General features: G+C 34.5%; 24 protein-coding genes. All 24 read left to right on the forward strand.

Going from position 1 to position 16,890, the window contains the following annotated elements; genetic code table 11:
* Positions 1–30 precede the first annotated feature (30 nt).
* The 24 genes from rpoC (at position 31) to rplR (ending at position 16,876) form a co-directional block, all read left to right on the forward strand.
* Positions 31–3,570, forward strand: a complete 3,540-nt coding sequence (gene rpoC / locus CLPU_RS10720; protein ID WP_050355661.1) for a DNA-directed RNA polymerase subunit beta' — start codon at positions 31–33, stop codon at positions 3,568–3,570.
* A gap of 114 nt (positions 3,571–3,684) precedes the next feature.
* Positions 3,685–3,927, forward strand: a complete 243-nt coding sequence (locus tag CLPU_RS10725) for a ribosomal L7Ae/L30e/S12e/Gadd45 family protein (RefSeq protein ID WP_050355662.1) — start codon at positions 3,685–3,687, stop codon at positions 3,925–3,927.
* 26 nt (positions 3,928–3,953) lie between these two features.
* Positions 3,954–4,367, forward strand: a complete 414-nt coding sequence (gene rpsL, locus CLPU_RS10730; RefSeq protein WP_050355663.1) for a 30S ribosomal protein S12 — start codon at positions 3,954–3,956, stop codon at positions 4,365–4,367.
* Positions 4,368–4,529: 162 nt separating this feature from the next.
* Complete coding sequence (rpsG, locus tag CLPU_RS10735; protein WP_050355664.1) at positions 4,530–5,000, forward strand: 30S ribosomal protein S7; 471 nt, start codon at positions 4,530–4,532, stop codon at positions 4,998–5,000.
* Positions 5,001–5,092: 92 nt separating this feature from the next.
* Positions 5,093–7,159 (forward strand): elongation factor G, encoded by a 2,067-nt coding sequence (gene fusA, locus CLPU_RS10740; RefSeq protein ID WP_050355665.1) that lies wholly within the window; start codon positions 5,093–5,095, stop codon positions 7,157–7,159.
* Between the two features lie 44 nt (positions 7,160–7,203).
* Positions 7,204–8,397, forward strand: a complete 1,194-nt coding sequence (gene tuf, locus CLPU_RS10745) for an elongation factor Tu (RefSeq protein ID WP_050355652.1) — start codon at positions 7,204–7,206, stop codon at positions 8,395–8,397.
* Positions 8,398–8,809: 412 nt separating this feature from the next.
* A complete protein-coding gene (gene rpsJ / locus CLPU_RS10750) occupies positions 8,810–9,121 on the forward strand; it encodes a 30S ribosomal protein S10 (protein WP_050355666.1) in 312 nt (103 codons plus the stop codon).
* Positions 9,122–9,200: 79 nt separating this feature from the next.
* Positions 9,201–9,833, forward strand: coding sequence for a 50S ribosomal protein L3 (gene rplC, locus CLPU_RS10755; RefSeq protein WP_082154185.1), 633 nt, complete (start codon positions 9,201–9,203; stop codon positions 9,831–9,833).
* Positions 9,834–9,863: 30 nt separating this feature from the next.
* Positions 9,864–10,487, forward strand: coding sequence for a 50S ribosomal protein L4 (gene rplD / locus CLPU_RS10760; RefSeq protein WP_050355667.1), 624 nt, complete (start codon positions 9,864–9,866; stop codon positions 10,485–10,487).
* On the forward strand, positions 10,487–10,777 hold the full coding sequence (gene rplW, locus CLPU_RS10765; RefSeq protein ID WP_050355668.1) for a 50S ribosomal protein L23: 291 nt from the start codon (positions 10,487–10,489) through the stop codon (positions 10,775–10,777). Before rplD ends, rplW begins: the two co-directional genes overlap by 1 nt.
* 33 nt (positions 10,778–10,810) lie before the next feature.
* Complete coding sequence (rplB, locus tag CLPU_RS10770) at positions 10,811–11,641, forward strand: 50S ribosomal protein L2 (protein WP_050355669.1); 831 nt, start codon at positions 10,811–10,813, stop codon at positions 11,639–11,641.
* Positions 11,642–11,692: 51 nt separating this feature from the next.
* The gene (gene rpsS / locus CLPU_RS10775; protein ID WP_050355670.1) at positions 11,693–11,977 is read left to right on the forward strand and encodes a 30S ribosomal protein S19; all 285 of its coding nucleotides are present in this window, start codon (positions 11,693–11,695) and stop codon (positions 11,975–11,977) included.
* 21 nt (positions 11,978–11,998) lie between these two features.
* Complete coding sequence (gene rplV, locus CLPU_RS10780; protein WP_050355671.1) at positions 11,999–12,334, forward strand: 50S ribosomal protein L22; 336 nt, start codon at positions 11,999–12,001, stop codon at positions 12,332–12,334.
* Positions 12,335–12,355: 21 nt separating this feature from the next.
* The gene (gene rpsC, locus CLPU_RS10785; RefSeq protein ID WP_050355672.1) at positions 12,356–13,024 is read left to right on the forward strand and encodes a 30S ribosomal protein S3; all 669 of its coding nucleotides are present in this window, start codon (positions 12,356–12,358) and stop codon (positions 13,022–13,024) included.
* 33 nt (positions 13,025–13,057) lie between these two features.
* Complete coding sequence (rplP, locus tag CLPU_RS10790) at positions 13,058–13,501, forward strand: 50S ribosomal protein L16 (RefSeq protein ID WP_050355673.1); 444 nt, start codon at positions 13,058–13,060, stop codon at positions 13,499–13,501.
* Positions 13,491–13,694, forward strand: coding sequence for a 50S ribosomal protein L29 (gene rpmC / locus CLPU_RS10795; protein WP_050355674.1), 204 nt, complete (start codon positions 13,491–13,493; stop codon positions 13,692–13,694). The genes rplP and rpmC overlap by 11 nt, the downstream gene beginning before the upstream one ends.
* A gap of 26 nt (positions 13,695–13,720) precedes the next feature.
* A complete protein-coding gene (rpsQ, locus tag CLPU_RS10800) occupies positions 13,721–13,975 on the forward strand; it encodes a 30S ribosomal protein S17 (RefSeq protein ID WP_050355675.1) in 255 nt (84 codons plus the stop codon).
* A gap of 31 nt (positions 13,976–14,006) precedes the next feature.
* Complete coding sequence (gene rplN, locus CLPU_RS10805) at positions 14,007–14,375, forward strand: 50S ribosomal protein L14 (RefSeq protein ID WP_050355676.1); 369 nt, start codon at positions 14,007–14,009, stop codon at positions 14,373–14,375.
* A gap of 16 nt (positions 14,376–14,391) precedes the next feature.
* A complete protein-coding gene (rplX, locus tag CLPU_RS10810) occupies positions 14,392–14,700 on the forward strand; it encodes a 50S ribosomal protein L24 (protein WP_050355677.1) in 309 nt (102 codons plus the stop codon).
* Positions 14,701–14,732: 32 nt separating this feature from the next.
* Entirely contained in the window at positions 14,733–15,275 is a 543-nt protein-coding gene (rplE, locus tag CLPU_RS10815) for a 50S ribosomal protein L5 (RefSeq protein WP_050355678.1), read from the forward strand.
* A gap of 17 nt (positions 15,276–15,292) precedes the next feature.
* Complete coding sequence (locus tag CLPU_RS10820; protein WP_050355679.1) at positions 15,293–15,478, forward strand: type Z 30S ribosomal protein S14; 186 nt, start codon at positions 15,293–15,295, stop codon at positions 15,476–15,478.
* Positions 15,479–15,509: 31 nt separating this feature from the next.
* Positions 15,510–15,908, forward strand: a complete 399-nt coding sequence (rpsH, locus tag CLPU_RS10825) for a 30S ribosomal protein S8 (protein ID WP_050355680.1) — start codon at positions 15,510–15,512, stop codon at positions 15,906–15,908.
* Positions 15,909–15,944: 36 nt separating this feature from the next.
* On the forward strand, positions 15,945–16,484 hold the full coding sequence (gene rplF / locus CLPU_RS10830) for a 50S ribosomal protein L6 (protein ID WP_050355681.1): 540 nt from the start codon (positions 15,945–15,947) through the stop codon (positions 16,482–16,484).
* A 23-nt stretch (positions 16,485–16,507) separates the two neighbouring features.
* Positions 16,508–16,876: a 50S ribosomal protein L18 gene (gene rplR / locus CLPU_RS10835; RefSeq protein ID WP_050355682.1), complete on the forward strand. Its 369-nt coding sequence runs from the start codon at positions 16,508–16,510 to the stop codon at positions 16,874–16,876.
* The last annotated feature ends 14 nt before the right edge of the window (positions 16,877–16,890 follow it).

Consider the following 16,890-nt stretch of genomic DNA (forward strand, 5'->3'; position numbering starts at 1 on the left):
AACTATTTAAAAGAAGGGAGAGAAAGCTCCTTGTTCGAACTTGATAATTTTGACTCAATAAGAATTAGTTTAGCATCTCCTGAAAAGATTAGACAATGGTCTAATGGAGAGGTAAAAAAACCAGAAACTATTAACTATAGGACATTAAAACCAGAGAAGGAAGGACTTTTCTGTGAAAAAATATTTGGTCCTACAAAAGACTGGGAGTGTCACTGCGGTAAGTACAAAAGAGTTAGATACAAAGGTGTAGTTTGTGATAGATGTGGAGTTGAAGTTACGAAAGCTAAAGTGAGAAGAGAAAGAATGGGGCATATAGAGCTAGCAGCCCCAGTCTCTCATATATGGTACTTTAAAGGAATACCAAGTAGAATGGGACTTATATTAGATATGTCTCCTAGAGCTTTAGAAAAAGTATTATACTTCGCGTCTTATATAGTTGTAGACACAGGAGATACACCTCTTTCAGAAAAACAACTTTTAAGTGAAAGAGAGTATAGAGAAGCTGTAGATAAGTATGGTAAAAAGTTTAAAGCTTCTATGGGAGCTGAAGCTGTAAAAGATCTTTTAGCAAAGATAGATTTAGATAGAGAAGCTAAAGAACTAAGATTGCAACTAAAAGATAGTTCAGGACAAAAGAAAATAAGAATAATAAGAAGACTTGAAGTTGTTGAAGCATTTAGACAGTCAAAGAATAGACCTGACTGGATGGTACTTGATGTTATTCCTGTTATACCACCAGATTTAAGACCTATGGTACAACTTGACGGAGGAAGATTTGCAACTTCAGATCTAAATGACTTATATAGAAGAGTTATAAATAGAAATAATAGATTAAAAAGGTTATTAGACTTAGGCGCACCAGATATTATAGTAAGAAATGAAAAAAGAATGCTTCAAGAAGCTGTTGATGCTCTTATAGATAATGGAAGAAGAGGTAGACCAGTTACTGGTCCAGGAAACAGACCTCTCAAATCATTATCTGATATGCTTAAAGGTAAACAAGGTAGATTTAGACAAAACTTACTAGGTAAAAGGGTTGACTACTCAGGACGTTCGGTTATAGTTGTTGGACCTGAGCTTAAGTTCTATCAATGTGGATTACCGAAAAAGATGGCTTTAGAGCTGTTCAAACCTTTTGTTATGAAGAGATTGGTTAATGAAGGGTACGCTCATAATATAAAGAGTGCTAAAAGAATGGTTGAAAAAGTTAAGCCAGTAGTTTGGGATGTGTTGGAGTCAGTAATAAAAGAACACCCAGTATTACTTAACCGTGCACCTACACTACACAGACTTGGAATTCAAGCATTTGAGCCTATATTGGTAGAAGGTAAGGCTATTAAGCTACATCCACTTGTATGTACTGCTTATAATGCTGACTTTGATGGGGATCAAATGGCTGTACACGTTCCATTATCAACAGAGGCACAAGCTGAAGCTAGGTTTATAATGCTTTCTACAAATAACATTCTAGCGCCAAAAGATGGTAGACCAATTACAACCCCTACTCAGGATATGGTATTAGGTAGTTATTATCTGACTGTTGAAAGTCCTGGGGAATTAGGTGAAGGTATGATTTTCAAGGATTTCGAAGAGATGTTGATGGCATATCAAAATGGGGCTGTAGGCTTACATGCAAAGGTTAAAGTAAGAAAAAGATTAGATGAAAATGATAAAGGAAAACTTGTTGAAAGTACTGTCGGTAGATTTATATTTAATGAACATTTACCACAAGACTTGGGATTTGTAGATAGAACTCAAGATAAGTATTCTTTAGAAATAGATATGTTAGTTGATAAGAAAATGTTAGGAAAAATAATTGATAAATGTTATAGAAAACATGGAAATACTATAACATCAATAGTTTTAGATCATGTAAAATCTACAGGATTTAAATTCTCTACTAGAGGAGCTATAACTGTTAGTATCGAAGATATCATAGTTCCAGATGAAAAAGAAGTATATATTTCAGAGGCTGAAGAATTAGTTGATAAATATGAAAAGTCATATAGAAGAGGATTAATTTCAGACGAGGAAAGATATGAAAGAGTAATCGAAGTATGGAATAAGACAACTGAAAGAGTAACTGAAGCACTTATGAATAATCTAGATAGTTTAAATAATATTTTCATAATGGCTCACTCAGGAGCAAGGGGTAGTAAAAATCAGATAAGACAGCTTGCTGGTATGAGGGGACTTATGGCAAATGCTTCAGGAAGAACAGTTGAACAGCCTATAAGATCTAACTTCAGGGAAGGTCTGACAGTTCTAGAGTTCTTTACTTCTACGCATGGTTCTAGAAAGGGACTAGCAGATACAGCACTAAGAACTGCCGATTCAGGTTATCTAACAAGAAGATTAGTAGACGTAAGTCAAGATGTTATAGTTAGAGAAGAAGACTGTGGGACAGAAGAAGGTCTATTAACCAGAGCCTTTAAGGATGGTAAAGAAGTAATAGAAGAGCTATGGGATAGAATAGAAGGTAGATATAGTTTTGATGACGTAATTAATCCTAATACTGGACAATTAATAGTTAAAGCTGGAGAATTGATAACAGAAGATATAGCAGATACAATTATTGCAGCAGGAATAGAAGAAGTTAAAATAAGAACTGTTTTAGGATGTAAAACAAGACATGGAGTATGTTCTAAGTGTTACGGTAGAAATCTTGCTACAGGTAATTCAGTAAATATCGGAGAATCTGTTGGTGTAATAGCAGCACAATCTATAGGAGAACCTGGTACACAGCTTACAATGCGTACATTCCATACTGGTGGGGTAGCTGGAGCTGATATTACTCAAGGTCTTCCAAGGGTTGAAGAATTATTTGAGGCTAGAAAACCAAAAGGACTAGCGATTATATCTGAAATTGCAGGTACAATTAGTATAAATGAAGCTAAAAGAAGAAAAGAAGTTATAGTAACTGGTGAAGATGGAGAGGCAACTAGTTATAGTATACCTTATGGATCAAGATTAAAAGTGAAAGAGGGAGATGTTATAGAAGCCGGAGATGAAATCACAGAAGGATCTGTAAACCCTCATGATATTTTAAGTATAAAAGGTATAGCCGGTGTTCAATCTTATCTTGTAAAAGAAGTTCAAAGAGTTTATAGAATGCAAGAGGTTGACATCAACGATAAGCATATTGAAGTTATAGTAAGACAAATGTTAAATAAAGTTAAGATAGAAGATTCAGGAGATACAGATTTATTACCAGGTGGACTAGTAAATATCTTTGAATTTAATGAAGAAAATGAACGTATAGAGTCCGAAGGTGGAAAACCAGCTGTAGGTAAAAGAGTGTTACTTGGTATAACAAAAGCTTCATTAGCTACTGAATCATTCTTATCAGCTGCTTCATTCCAAGAAACTACGAGGGTGTTGACGGAAGCAGCGATAAAAGGTAAAGAAGACAACTTAATAGGATTGAAAGAGAATGTTCTTATAGGTAAACTTATACCTGCAGGTACAGGAATGAAAAAGTACAAGGATATAGCTATAAGTACAGAGACAGAAGAGGAAACAGAAAATGAGTTAAATGATATAGATGTTGTTGACACTATAAACAACTGATGATAAAATGTACTAGTGTGTAAATTTGTATGGTTGACTCTTTTGTTATCAAAGAAGATTATGTGGGATTTACCCACGTAATCTTCTAGATATTTAAAGTAGGAGGAAACTATAGTGTTACAGAGTCTTAAAGAAGCCAAAAAGGTAGTAGGTACTAAACAGGCCAAAAGAGCAATAATTAATGATGAAGTAGAAGTCTTATTTGTTGCTAAAGATGCAGAGTCTAGAGTAGTTAATGGCTTAGTTGACTTATGTAAAGAAAAATCTATAGAGATTGTATATGTAGACAGCATGAAAGAATTAGGAAAGGCCTGTGGAATTGATGTTAGCGCAGCTTCTGCTGCTATACTAAAATAAGCAAAATTTTGGAGGGAGGTGCTTTAATGCCAACAATTAGCCAATTAGTAAAAAAAGGAAGAGAAAAAGTTACTTCTAAGTCTAAATCTGCACACTTAGGTATTAACTATAACTCATTAAAGAAAAAAGTTACAAAAATAAATGCACCACAAAAAAGAGGTGTTTGTACAGCTGTTAAAACTGTAACTCCTAAAAAACCTAACTCAGCTTTAAGAAAAATTGCCAGAGTTAGACTTACAAATGGGTTAGAAGTTAGTGCTTATATCCCAGGTATAGGACACAACTTACAAGAGCATAGTGTTGTTCTTATAAGAGGTGGTAGAGTAAAAGACTTACCAGGGGTTAGATACCATATTGTAAGAGGAACTTTAGATACAGCAGGTGTAGATAAGAGAATGCAATCAAGATCTAAATATGGTGCTAAAAAACCTAAGAAATAATAAATATTTATTATAAAATAGTGCGGAGAAATGCAGTGACTTTATCTGTTATTTAAATAACAGATAAAGACTGTTTATATATATGCATTTTGTGCACTACGACATCTTAGTTTTGTCGAGTACCTATGATCTAATCTTTGAATAGTTAAGGAGGGAAGAAGCGTGCCAAGAAAAGGACATGTGCCAAAAAGAAGTGTTATGCCTGATCCGATTTATAAAGATAAGGTTATAACTAAGTTAGTAAATCAAATAATGTTAGATGGTAAAAAAGGTAAAGCTCAAAAAATAGTATATGGTGCACTTGATTATGTAAAAGAGCAAACTGGAGAAGAGCCTATAGAAGTATTCTACAGAGCTTTAAATAACATAATGCCTGTATTAGAGGTTAAAGCAAGACGTGTTGGTGGAGCAACTTATCAAGTACCTATAGAAGTAAGACCAGATAGAAGAGAAACTATAGGATTAAGATGGCTTGTTGACTACTCTAGAAAAAGAGGAGAAAGAACTATGGTTCAAAAACTAGCTAAAGAACTTTTAGATGCTGCTAACAATACAGGAGCAAGTGTTAAAAAGAAAGAAGATACTCATAAAATGGCAGAGGCTAATAAAGCTTTCGCACATTACAGATGGTAATAAGAAAGATACTGTCGAAAATATGATTATAAATATATTTTGCGGAAAACCTATATGCAGTGTTGTAAACAGTAGAAGAAAGGAGGAATACTGTGCCTAGAGAATTTTCCCTAGAAAAAACTAGAAACATCGGTATCATGGCTCACATTGATGCTGGAAAAACAACAACTACCGAAAGAATTTTGTTCTATACAGGAAGAACTCATAAGATAGGTGAGACTCATGAAGGTTCAGCTACTATGGACTGGATGGAGCAAGAACAAGAAAGAGGAATTACTATAACTTCTGCGGCTACTACAGCTCAATGGAAGAATCATAGAGTAAATATCATAGATACGCCAGGACACGTGGATTTCACTGTTGAAGTAGAAAGATCTCTTCGTGTTCTCGATGGTGCAGTAGCAGTTTTCTGTGCAAAAGGTGGAGTTGAGCCGCAATCAGAAACTGTTTGGCGTCAAGCAGATAAATATGGAGTACCACGTTTAGCATTTGTAAACAAAATGGATATATTAGGTGCTGATTTTTATAGAGCAGTTGATATGATGAAAGAGAGATTAAGAACTAACGCTGTTCCACTTCAATTACCTATAGGTAAGGAAGATACTTTTGTTGGAATGGTTGACCTTGTAAATATGAATGCTATTGTTTACAAAGATGATCTTGGAATGCAATTTGATGTAGTAGAAATACCTGAAGACATGAAAGCTGAAGCAGAAGAATATAGAGAGGCTTTATTAGAAGCTATAGCTGATCAAAATGAAGAGCTTATGATGAAGTACTTAGAAGGAGAAGAAATTAGTGTAGATGAAATTAAAGATGCAATAAGAAAAGCTACACTATCAGTACAAATAACTCCTGTTTTCTGTGGATCAGCGTATAAAAACAAAGGTGTTCAATCATTACTAGATGGTGTTATAGACTTCATGCCAGCACCTACAGATGTTGCATCTATAAAAGGAGTTAAGCCTAACTCAGATGAAGAAGATGAAAGACATTCATCTGATGAAGAACCATTTGCTGCATTAGCATTTAAAATTATGACTGACCCTTATGTTGGTAAGTTAGCCTTTTTCAGAGTTTATTCTGGAATTCTTGAATCAGGTTCATATGTATTAAACTCAACAAAAGGTAAAAAAGAAAGAATCGGTCGTATACTACAAATGCATGCTAATAAAAGAGAAGAAATCGAAAGAGTTTATTCTGGAGATATAGCAGCAGCAGTAGGTCTTAAAGATACAACTACTGGAGATACTCTTTGTGATGAAAATCATCCAATTATACTAGAATCAATGGAATTCCCAGAACCAGTTATTGAGGTTGCTATAGAGCCAAAAACTAAAGCTGGTCAAGATAAAATGGGTATAGCTTTAGCAAAATTAGCTGAAGAAGATCCTACTTTTAGAACTTATACTAATCAAGAAACTGGTCAAACAATCATTGGTGGTATGGGTGAGCTTCACTTAGAGATTATCGTAGATAGACTTTTAAGAGAGTTCAAAGTTGAAGCTAATGTAGGTAGTCCACAAGTAGCTTATAAAGAATCAATTACTAAGCCAGCCGATGTTGAAGCTAAATATGCTAGACAATCTGGTGGTCGTGGACAATATGGTCATGTTAAAATTAAGATGGAACCAAGAGAACCTGGTGAAGGTTATGAGTTTGTTAATAAGATAACTGGAGGAGCTATTCCTAAAGAATATATTCCAGCTGTTGATAATGGTATCCAAGAAGCTATGCAAAATGGTATATTAGCAGGATATCCAGTATTAGACTTTAGAGTTACACTTTATGATGGTTCATATCATGATGTTGACTCTTCAGAAATGGCATTTAAAATTGCCGGTTCTATGGCATTTAAAGAGGGTATGAAAAAAGCTAGTCCAGTAATTCTTGAACCATACATGAGAGTTGAAGTTACTGTACCAGAAGAGTACATGGGAGATGTTATCGGAGACTTAAACTCAAGAAGAGGTAGAGTTGAAGGTATGGAATCAAGATCAGGTGCTCAAATTATCAGAGCATTTGTACCACTTTCAGAAATGTTTGGATATGCAACAGACCTTCGTTCAAATACTCAAGGTCGTGGAACGTATTCAATGGTATTTGATCATTATGAATCACTTCCAAATAGTATAGCTGAAAAAATAATGAATAAATAATTTAAATAAATTTTAATTTTGTATAAAGGTAAGGAGGAATAAAAATGGGAAAAGCAAAATTTGAAAGAAATAAGCCACACGTAAACATAGGAACAATAGGACACGTTGACCACGGTAAAACAACATTAACAGCAGCAATCACAATCGTATTAAACAAAAGATTTGGAACAGGAGAAGGAGTAGCATACGATAATATAGATAAAGCTCCAGAAGAAAGAGAAAGAGGAATAACAATATCAACATCACACGTTGAATATGAAACAGATGCTAGACACTATGCACACGTAGACTGTCCAGGCCATGCTGACTACGTAAAGAACATGATTACAGGAGCAGCACAAATGGACGGAGCTATCTTAGTATGTTCAGCAGCAGATGGTCCAATGCCACAAACAAGAGAGCATATATTACTATCAAAACAAGTAGGAGTACCTAAAATAGTAGTATTCTTAAACAAAGCAGACATGGTAAACGACGAAGAACTAATCGAACTAGTAGAAATGGAAGTAAGAGAATTATTAAGCGAATATGAATTCGATGGAGATAACACACCAATCGTAGTAGGATCAGCATTAAAAGCAGTAGAAGATCCAGACGGAGAATGGGGAGACAAAATCGTAGAATTAATGAAAGTAGTAGACGAAACAATCCCAACACCAGAAAGAGATACAGACAAAACATTCTTAATGCCAGTAGAAGACGTATTCTCAATTACAGGTAGAGGAACAGTTGCAACAGGAAGAGTAGAAAGAGGAGTATTAAAAGTACAAGATAACTTAGAAATCATAGGATTAACAGAAGAATCAAGAACAGTAGTATGTACAGGAATTGAAATGTTCAGAAAGTTATTAGACGAAGCGCAAGCAGGAGATAACATAGGAGCATTATTAAGAGGTGTGCAAAGAGACGAGATCGAAAGAGGTCAAGTATTAGCAAAACCAGGAACAATAACACCACATACAAAATTTAAGTCAGAAGTATACGTATTAGGAAAAGAAGAAGGTGGAAGACATACACCATTCTTTGATGGATACAGACCACAATTCTACTTCAGAACAACAGACGTAACAGGATCAATCAAATTAAATGAAGGCGTAGAAATGGTAATGCCAGGAGATAACGCAACATTCACAATAGAATTAATAACACCAATTGCGATGGAAGAAGGATTAAGATTCGCTATTCGTGAAGGTGGTAGAACAGTAGGAGCTGGAGTAGTTACTGAGATCTTAGGATAATTTTTAGTGACTCAAAGCTTTTAAATAAATAGATAGATTTAATATTAGTATTTGTGTAACAACGTATATAAATGTGTAACAACGGCTAGAATTCAAATAGATGAATAAAGGAGAGGGGTATACCCTCTCTTTTATTATTAAACTTAGAAAAAAATAAAAAAAATTTATAAAAAGGCTTGAGTTTTATAGAGATATACTATAAAATAGTATGGTATGTGGTTGACATGCGATGAGACAAAAGGTTGCTTAGATATTTAGAACTAAGGTAATTTTTGTTGAGAATGTCCGGCTTAGAATCGGGCGACAGGTTGCCGAGGTAATTTACCGTTTAAATACAACACACCCGGTTGAGTGTATCGGCGATCATTGTCGCATGTAGGATATTAGCATGCGATAGAAGGAGGGAATTTTAATGTCAAACAAACAAAAAATTAGAATTAGATTAAAAGCTTATGATCATGAGTTACTTGACTCATCAGCACAAAAAATTGTAGAAACTGCTAAGAGAACAGGTGCTAACGTTTCAGGACCTATACCTCTTCCAACAGAAAAACAAGTTATTACAATTTTAAGAGCTGTACACAAGTACAAAGACTCTAGAGAGCAATTTGAACAAAGAACTCATAAGAGATTAATTGATATTCTAAGCCCTACATCAAAGACAGTTGACTCTCTAATGAGACTTAACTTACCAGCAGGTGTAGATATAGAAATTAAATTATAAGTAGAGATAAAACAAACACTCTGCTTAGTATGATTACACAATAGTGTAATCCGCTGTAAGACTTTAGGAGGTGTTTAGTGTGAAAACAATATTAGGTAAAAAAATTGGTATGACTCAGATATTTACTGAAGATGGAACAGTTATACCTGTTACAGTAGTCGAAGCAGGACCTATAGTAGTTGTTCAAAAGAAAACTGTAGAAAAAGATGGATACAATGCTATACAAATAGGTTATGGTGAAGTTAAAGAGAGAAGAATAAACAAGCCATTAAAAGGTCATTTCGATAAATCAAATCTTAACTATAAAAAAGTTTTAAGAGAAGTTAGATTAGAAAACGTGGACCAATATGAGGTAGGACAAGAAATAAAAGCTGATGTCTTCGCTGAAGGCGATAAAATAGACGTAAGTGGTGTTTCAAAAGGTAAAGGATTCCAAGGTTCTATTAAAAGACATAATCAAAGTAGAGGACCAATGAGTCACGGTTCTAAATACCATAGAGGAGTAGGAGCTTTAAGTGCGGCTACTTATCCTGGAAGAGTATTTAAAGGAAGAAAGTTACCAGGTCATATGGGACACGAAAATGTAACAGTTCAAAACCTTGAAGTAGTAAGAGTAGACTCTGAAAAGAACTACATTTTAGTTAGAGGAGCTGTTCCAGGACCAAAAGGTGGATTATTAACAATAAAACAAAGCGTTAAAGCTTCAAAATAAGGTAAGTTCTGAAGAAAGGAGGATGTTACTATGCCTAAGGTAGCATTATATAACGTATCAGGTCAACAGATTGGCGATATAGAATTGAGTGATGCTGTATTTGGAGTTGAAGTTAATGAGCACGTAATATACGAAGTTGTTAAAAGTCAACTTGCAAATAAAAGACAAGGAACTCAATCAGCTAAAACAAGAGCAGAAGTAAGAGGTGGCGGTAGAAAGCCATGGAGACAAAAAGGAACAGGTAGAGCTCGTCAAGGAAGTATAAGAGCCCCACAATGGGTAGGTGGTGGAGTTGTATTTGCTCCGAAACCAAGAGACTATAGCTATAAAGTACCTAAAAAAGTTAGAAAACTAGCTATGAAGTGTGCTTTAAGTTCAAAAGTAGAAAATAGTGAAATAATAGTTCTAGATGAATTAAGTTTAGCGCAACCAAAAACAAAAGATATGGTAAATATATTAAAAAGCGTAAACTCAGCTAAAAAAGCATTAGTTGTAATGGCTGAAAAAGATGAAAATGTTGTTAAATCAGCTAACAACATTCCAGGAGTAGAAACTACATTAGTTAATACTTTAAACGTATATGATATATTAAAATATGATTCTTTCATAATAACTAAGGAAGCTGTTAAAAAAGTGGAGGAGGTGTATGCATAATGCGTAGCCCACACGACATTATCATAAAGCCAGTTGTTACTGAGCAAAGTATGAGCAACATGTCAGAAGGTAAGTATACTTTTGTTGTTGATAAAAAAGCTAACAAGACTGAAATAAAAAATGCTATAGAAAAAGTATTCGGAGTTAAAGTAGAACAAGTAAACACTATGAATATGCAAGGTAAAATGAAAAGAATGGGTGTTCATGTAGGTAGAAGAGCTAGTTGGAAAAAAGCTATCGTTACTTTAACTGCTGACAGTAAAGGCATCGAATTCTTTGAAGGAATGTAATTGCAAAGAATAAAGTAAGAGGAGGGAACAGACATGGGTATTAAAAAATTCAAGCCAACATCACCAGGTATTAGGCAAATGACAGTTTCCACTTTTGAAGAAATAACAAAGTCGGAACCGGAAAAATCATTAACTGTTAACCTAACTAGAAAAGCCGGTAGGAATGCTCATGGTAAAATAACAGTTCGCCATAGAGGTGGTGGAGCTAAAAGAAAATATAGAGTTATAGATTTCAAAAGAAATAAAGATGGCATACCGGGAAAAGTTGCTTCTATAGAATATGATCCAAATAGATCAGCAAATATTGCTTTAATTAACTATGTAGATGGTGAAAAAAGATATATAATTGCTCCACATGGATTAAACGTAGGAGATGTTATAGAATCAGGTGTAGATGCAGATATCAAAGTAGGTAATGCATTACCACTTAAGAATATTCCAGTAGGTACTGTTGTTCATAACATAGAATTAAAGGCTGGAAAAGGTGCTCAATTAGTAAGATCTGCTGGTAATTCAGCTCAATTGATGGCTAAAGAAGGAAATTATGCTCAATTAAGACTTCCATCAGGAGAATTTAGATTAATAAGAGTTGAGTGTAGAGCTACAATTGGTCAAGTTGGAAACATTGATCATGAAAATATCACAATAGGTAAAGCTGGTAGAAAGAGACATATGGGATTCAGACCAACTGTTAGAGGTAGTGTTATGAACCCTAATGACCATCCACACGGTGGTGGTGAAGGTAGAACACCTATCGGTAGACCGTCTCCAGTTACACCATGGGGTAAACCAGCACTTGGATATAAAACTCGTAAGAAAAATAAAAAATCAGACAAATACATCGTTAGAAGTAGAAAAAAATAGTTTTATAGATGTTGCTTAATATAAAAGTATGTGCTGAAAGGAGGAACATAAATGGGTAGATCTCTAAAAAAAGGACCATTTTGTGATGGGCACTTATTAAAAAAAGTAGAAGAGTTAAATGAAAAAAATGATAAGAAAGTTATCAAAACATGGTCACGTCGTTCGACTATATTTCCACAAATGATAGGACACACAATAGCTGTTCACGATGGAAGAAAGCACGTGCCAGTTTATATAACTGAAGATATGGTTGGTCATAAGTTAGGTGAATTTGCTCCTACAAGAACATTCAAAGGACATGCAGGACAAACAGAAAGATCAACTTCATTAAGATAGAAGAAAAAGGAGGGACTTCGAGTGGAAGCTAGAGCTATCGCCAAATATGTGCGTATTGCCCCAAGAAAGGTGAACTTAGTAGCTGCTGAGATAAGAGGTAAAAGTGTTGATGAGGCACTTGCTATATTAAAGTTTACACCTAAAAGAGGTGCTAAAATACTAGAAAAAGTTCTAAAATCAGCTGTTGCTAATGCAGAAAATAACTTTGATATGGATAGAGAAACTTTATATATATCGGAAGCATACGCAAATCAAGGACCTACATTAAAAAGATGGAGACCTAGATCGCAAGGTAGAGCGTATCAAATATTAAAAAGAACAAGCCACGTAGGTGTAGTTCTTGGAGAAAGAGAATAAGACAAGAAGGAGGGATAGTACATGGGTCAAAAAGTAAATCCACACGGACTTAGAGTTGGTGTAATAAAGGATTGGGATTCTAAATGGTATGCTGACAAAAAAGATTTTGGAGAATACTTAGTAGAAGACAATAAAATCCGTAAGCACGTTAAAAAAAGACTATTAATTGCTGGTGTATCAAGAATTGAAATTGAAAGAGCGGCTAATAGAGTTAAAGTTACGATAAATACTGCTAAACCAGGAATGGTTATAGGTAAAGGCGGTCAAGGAGTAGAGCAACTTAGAAAAGAACTAGAAAAGCTAACTAAGAAAAATGTTTCAGTTAATGTTGAAGAAATAAAAGTTCCGGAATTAGATGCTCAATTAGTAGCTGAAAATATAGCTGGACAATTAGAAAGAAGAATTTCTTTCAGAAGAGCTATGAAGCAATCTATACAAAGAAGTATGAGAGCAGGAATTAAAGGTATCAAAACTTCTGTATCAGGAAGACTTGGTGGAGCTGATATGGCTAGAACAGAAGGATATAGTGAAGGAACTATACCACTTCAAACAATAAGAGCAGATATTGATTATGGATTTGCTGAAGCAGATACAACTTATGGAAAAATAGGAGTAAAAGTTTGGTTATATAAAGGTGAAGTTCTTCCTACTTCAAAAGTAGAAAGTAAGGAAAAAAGCACTGAAAAATAATAACTAAATTGCGTAGGAAGGGAGGAAATAGTTATGTTAATGCCTAAAAGAGTAAAGCGTCGTAGAGTACACAGAGGTAGAATGACAGGTAAAGCTACTCGTGGAAATAAGATAACTTACGGTGATTATGCATTACAGGCTTTAGAACCAGCTTGGATTACATCTAATCAAATAGAAGCTGCCAGAAGAGCTATGACAAGATACGTAAAAAGAGGGGGTAAAATCTGGATTAAGATATTCCCTGATAAACCAATAACTCAAAAACCTGCTGAAACTCGTATGGGTTCTGGTAAAGGATCACCAGAATATTGGGTAGCTGTAGTTAAGCCAGGTAGAGTATTATTTGAAATGTCCGGTGTAGCAGAAGATGTGGCAAGAGAGGCTATGAGACTAGCTATGCATAAACTGCCAATAAAATGTAAATTTATCACACGCCAAGATGCGAATGAAGAGGGTGGTGAAGCTAATGAAAGCTAATGAAGTTCGTGAACTGACTAGTCAAGAGTTAGGAAGTAAATTAGTAGAGTTAAAAACTGAATTATTCAATTTAAGATTTCAATTAGCTACAGGTCAACTTGATAACCCTATGAGAATAAAAGCAGTTAGAAAAGATATTGCCCGTGTAAAAACTGTAATAAGACAAAGAGAAATACAGGAAGCTAACGCATAATAGTTTCGAAAGGAGGGCTAACCAAGATGGAAAGAGGAAATAGAAAAGTTAGAACAGGCCGTGTTGTAAGTGACAAAATGGATAAAACTGCAGTTGTTGCGGTAGAAACTTTTGTGTCACATCCACTTTATGGGAAACAAGTGAAAAGAACAACTAAGTTTAAGTGTCACGATGAAAATAATGAATGTGGAATAGGCGATACAGTAAAAATAATGGAAACTAGACCGTTAAGTAGAGAAAAAAGATGGAGACTAGTTGAAATTATAGAAAAAGCTAAGTAATCCTTACGGTTGTGAAAGGAGGTCATATAAGATGGTTCAAAATGAATCACGTTTAAAAGTTGGAGATAACTCTGGAGCTAAAGAACTATTAGTAATCAGAGTATTAGGTGGATCAAATAGAAGATATGCTAACATAGGTGACATAGTAGTTGCTTCAGTTAAAAGTGCAACGCCAGGCGGTGTTGTGAAAAAAGGTGACGTAGTTAAGGCAGTTGTGGTAAGAACAACTAAAGGAATAAGAAGAAAAGACGGAAGCTACATCAAATTTGATGAAAATGCTGCTGTTGTTATAAAAGAAGATAGATCACCAGTAGGTACTCGTATCTTTGGACCAGTTTCAAGAGAGCTAAGAGAAGGAAACTTCATGAAAATAATATCATTAGCACCTGAAGTACTATAAGAGGAGGTGTAGGATAATGCATGTAAAAAAAGGTGATACAGTTGTTGTTATAGCTGGAAAAGATAAAGGTAAAGTAGGAAAAGTGCTAACATCTTTACCAAAGAAAAATAGAGTTATTGTTGAAGGTGTAAATATAGTTACTAAACACAAAAAACCAACTCAACAAATGCAACAAGGTGGAAGAATTGAACAAGAAGGTGCAATTCATGCATCAAATGTAATGTTATATTGTAATAAAGACAAAAAAGGTGTTAAAGTAGGAGCTAAAATAGAGAACGGAAACAAAGTAAGAGTATGTAAAAAATGTGGTGAAGTTCTAGACTAATAAGTATTAACGCCGAAAGGAGGTTCACGATAATGACTGCACGTTTAAAAGAAAAATATAGTAAGGAAGTTGTTCCAGCTCTAATGGAAAAATTCCAATATAAAAATATAATGCAAGTACCAAAATTAGAAAAAATAATTTTAAACATGGGTCTTGGGGAAGCTAGAGAAAACCCAAAAATCCTAGAATCAGCAACAGAAGAATTAGGGCTTATAACAGGACAAAAACCTGTAGTAACTAGAGCAAGAAAATCTATTGCTAACTTCAAGCTTCGTGAAGGTATGCCAGTAGGGGCTAAGGTTACATTAAGAGGAGAAAAAATGTACGAATTCCTTGATAAATTAATGAATATTGCTCTACCAAGGGTAAGAGACTTTAGAGGAGTATCTAATACATCTTTCGACGGAAGAGGAAACTACGCTTTAGGTATTAAAGAGCAATTAATTTTCCCTGAAATTGAATATGATAAAGTTGATAGTATAAAAGGATTAGATGTTATAGTTGTGACTACAGCTGAAACAGATGAAGAAGCCAAGGAGTTCTTAACTCTTATGGGAATGCCCTTTAAAAAGTAGAGAAGGAGGGGAAACTAATGGCTAAAAAAGCTATGGTAATCAAACAAAAAAGAAAACAAAAGTATAGCTCAAGAGAGTATAATAGATGTAAAATTTGCGGTAGACCTCATGCTTACTTAAGAAAGTTTGGAATTTGTCGTATTTGCTTTAGAGATTTAGCATATAAAGGTGAAATTCCTGGGGTTAGAAAAGCAAGCTGGTAATGAGTCTTAAAATGGAAGGAGGTAGACTGTAATGGTTATGACAGATCCAATAGCAGATATGCTTACAAGAATTAGAAATAGCAATAATGCAAAACATGATACTGTAGATATTCCGGCTTCTAATATGAAAAAATCATTAGCTAATATTTTATTAGAAGAAGGTTTCATAAAAGGGTTTGATGTAATAGAAGATGGTAAGCAAGGAATCATAAGAGTACAGTTGAAATACGGAAAAGATAATGAAAAAATAATAACTGGACTTAAAAGAATATCAAAGCCAGGATTAAGAGTTTATGTTAAAAGTGATGAGATACCAAGAGTATTAGGCGGACTTGGTATAGCAGTTCTTTCAACATCAAAGGGGATAGTTACTGATAAAGTAGCAAGAAAAGAAGCAGTAGGTGGAGAAGTAATCTGCTACGTATGGTAATAAATTAACATAAACTAATGAACGGGAGGTGCAACTATGTCAAGGATAGGATTAAAGCCAATAACTATTCCAAGTGGAGTAGATTTCAAAGTTGATGCTAATAACTATGTTGTGGTAAAAGGACCAAAAGGAACGTTAGAACAACAAGTTAGCAAAGACTTAGGTATAAATGTAGAAGATAATGTAATCAATGTAACTCGTCCAAGTGACAGAAAAAACCATAGATCATTACATGGTTTAACTAGAACTTTAATAGCTAACATGATTGAAGGTGTTAGTGATGGATATGTAAAAACATTAGACATCGTTGGTGTAGGTTACCGTGCACAAAAACAAGGTAAAAAATTAGTGCTAAGCTTAGGATTTTCTCATCCAGTAGAAATGGAAGATCCAGAAGGAATAGAAGTAGAAGTTCCTTCAAACAATAAAATTATAATAAAAGGTATAGATAAGCAAAAAGTTGGTAACTATGCTGCAGTAATAAGAGAATTAAGAAAACCTGAGCCATATAAAGGTAAAGGTATAAGATATGAAAACGAAGTGGTAAGACGTAAGGAAGGTAAGACAGGTAAGTAGGAATAAGAAGGGAGTGATAGCAGGTGCTTAAAAAAGTGAACAGTAACAAAAAGAGACAAAAGAGACATATGAGAGTAAGAAAAACTGTAAATGGAACTCCTGAGAGACCAAGATTAAATGTGTACAGAAGTCTTAATCATATATACGCACAAATAATTGATGACGTTGCTGGAAAAACTTTAATTTCAGCTTCAACTTTAGATAAAGAGCTGAAAGAAAAAGTATCATCAACTGGTAATAAGGAAGCAGCTAAAGAAGTAGGAAAACTTGTAGCTAAAAAAGCCTTAGAAAAAGGAATTGAAACAGTTGTTTTTGATAGAGGCGGATACTTATACCATGGAAGAGTAAAAGAACTTGCTGATGGAGCAAGAGAAGCAGGATTAAGATTCTAGGACGAAGGAGGGAA

It is taken from the genome of Gottschalkia purinilytica (genome assembly GCF_001190785.1).
GTDB lineage: Bacteria > Bacillota > Clostridia > Tissierellales > Gottschalkiaceae > Gottschalkia_A > Gottschalkia_A purinilytica.

What these genes read in the sequence shown, in the direction of transcription:
- rpsL (WP_050355663.1), top strand. Translation starts at nt 3,954, where the DNA reads ATGCCAACAATTAGCCAATTAGTAAAAAAAGGAAGAGAAAAAGTTACT.
- tuf (WP_050355652.1), top strand. Translation starts at nt 7,204, where the DNA reads ATGGGAAAAGCAAAATTTGAAAGAAATAAGCCACACGTAAACATAGGA.
- rpsJ (WP_050355666.1), top strand. Translation starts at nt 8,810, where the DNA reads ATGTCAAACAAACAAAAAATTAGAATTAGATTAAAAGCTTATGATCAT.
- rplD (WP_050355667.1), top strand. Translation starts at nt 9,864, where the DNA reads ATGCCTAAGGTAGCATTATATAACGTATCAGGTCAACAGATTGGCGAT.
- rplW (WP_050355668.1), top strand. Translation starts at nt 10,487, where the DNA reads ATGCGTAGCCCACACGACATTATCATAAAGCCAGTTGTTACTGAGCAA.
- rplB (WP_050355669.1), top strand. Translation starts at nt 10,811, where the DNA reads ATGGGTATTAAAAAATTCAAGCCAACATCACCAGGTATTAGGCAAATG.
- rpsS (WP_050355670.1), top strand. Translation starts at nt 11,693, where the DNA reads ATGGGTAGATCTCTAAAAAAAGGACCATTTTGTGATGGGCACTTATTA.
- rpsC (WP_050355672.1), top strand. Translation starts at nt 12,356, where the DNA reads ATGGGTCAAAAAGTAAATCCACACGGACTTAGAGTTGGTGTAATAAAG.
- rplP (WP_050355673.1), top strand. Translation starts at nt 13,058, where the DNA reads ATGTTAATGCCTAAAAGAGTAAAGCGTCGTAGAGTACACAGAGGTAGA.
- rpmC (WP_050355674.1), top strand. Translation starts at nt 13,491, where the DNA reads ATGAAAGCTAATGAAGTTCGTGAACTGACTAGTCAAGAGTTAGGAAGT.
- rpsQ (WP_050355675.1), top strand. Translation starts at nt 13,721, where the DNA reads ATGGAAAGAGGAAATAGAAAAGTTAGAACAGGCCGTGTTGTAAGTGAC.
- rplN (WP_050355676.1), top strand. Translation starts at nt 14,007, where the DNA reads ATGGTTCAAAATGAATCACGTTTAAAAGTTGGAGATAACTCTGGAGCT.
- rplX (WP_050355677.1), top strand. Translation starts at nt 14,392, where the DNA reads ATGCATGTAAAAAAAGGTGATACAGTTGTTGTTATAGCTGGAAAAGAT.
- rplE (WP_050355678.1), top strand. Translation starts at nt 14,733, where the DNA reads ATGACTGCACGTTTAAAAGAAAAATATAGTAAGGAAGTTGTTCCAGCT.
- CLPU_RS10820 (WP_050355679.1), top strand. Translation starts at nt 15,293, where the DNA reads ATGGCTAAAAAAGCTATGGTAATCAAACAAAAAAGAAAACAAAAGTAT.
- rpsH (WP_050355680.1), top strand. Translation starts at nt 15,510, where the DNA reads ATGGTTATGACAGATCCAATAGCAGATATGCTTACAAGAATTAGAAAT.
- rplF (WP_050355681.1), top strand. Translation starts at nt 15,945, where the DNA reads ATGTCAAGGATAGGATTAAAGCCAATAACTATTCCAAGTGGAGTAGAT.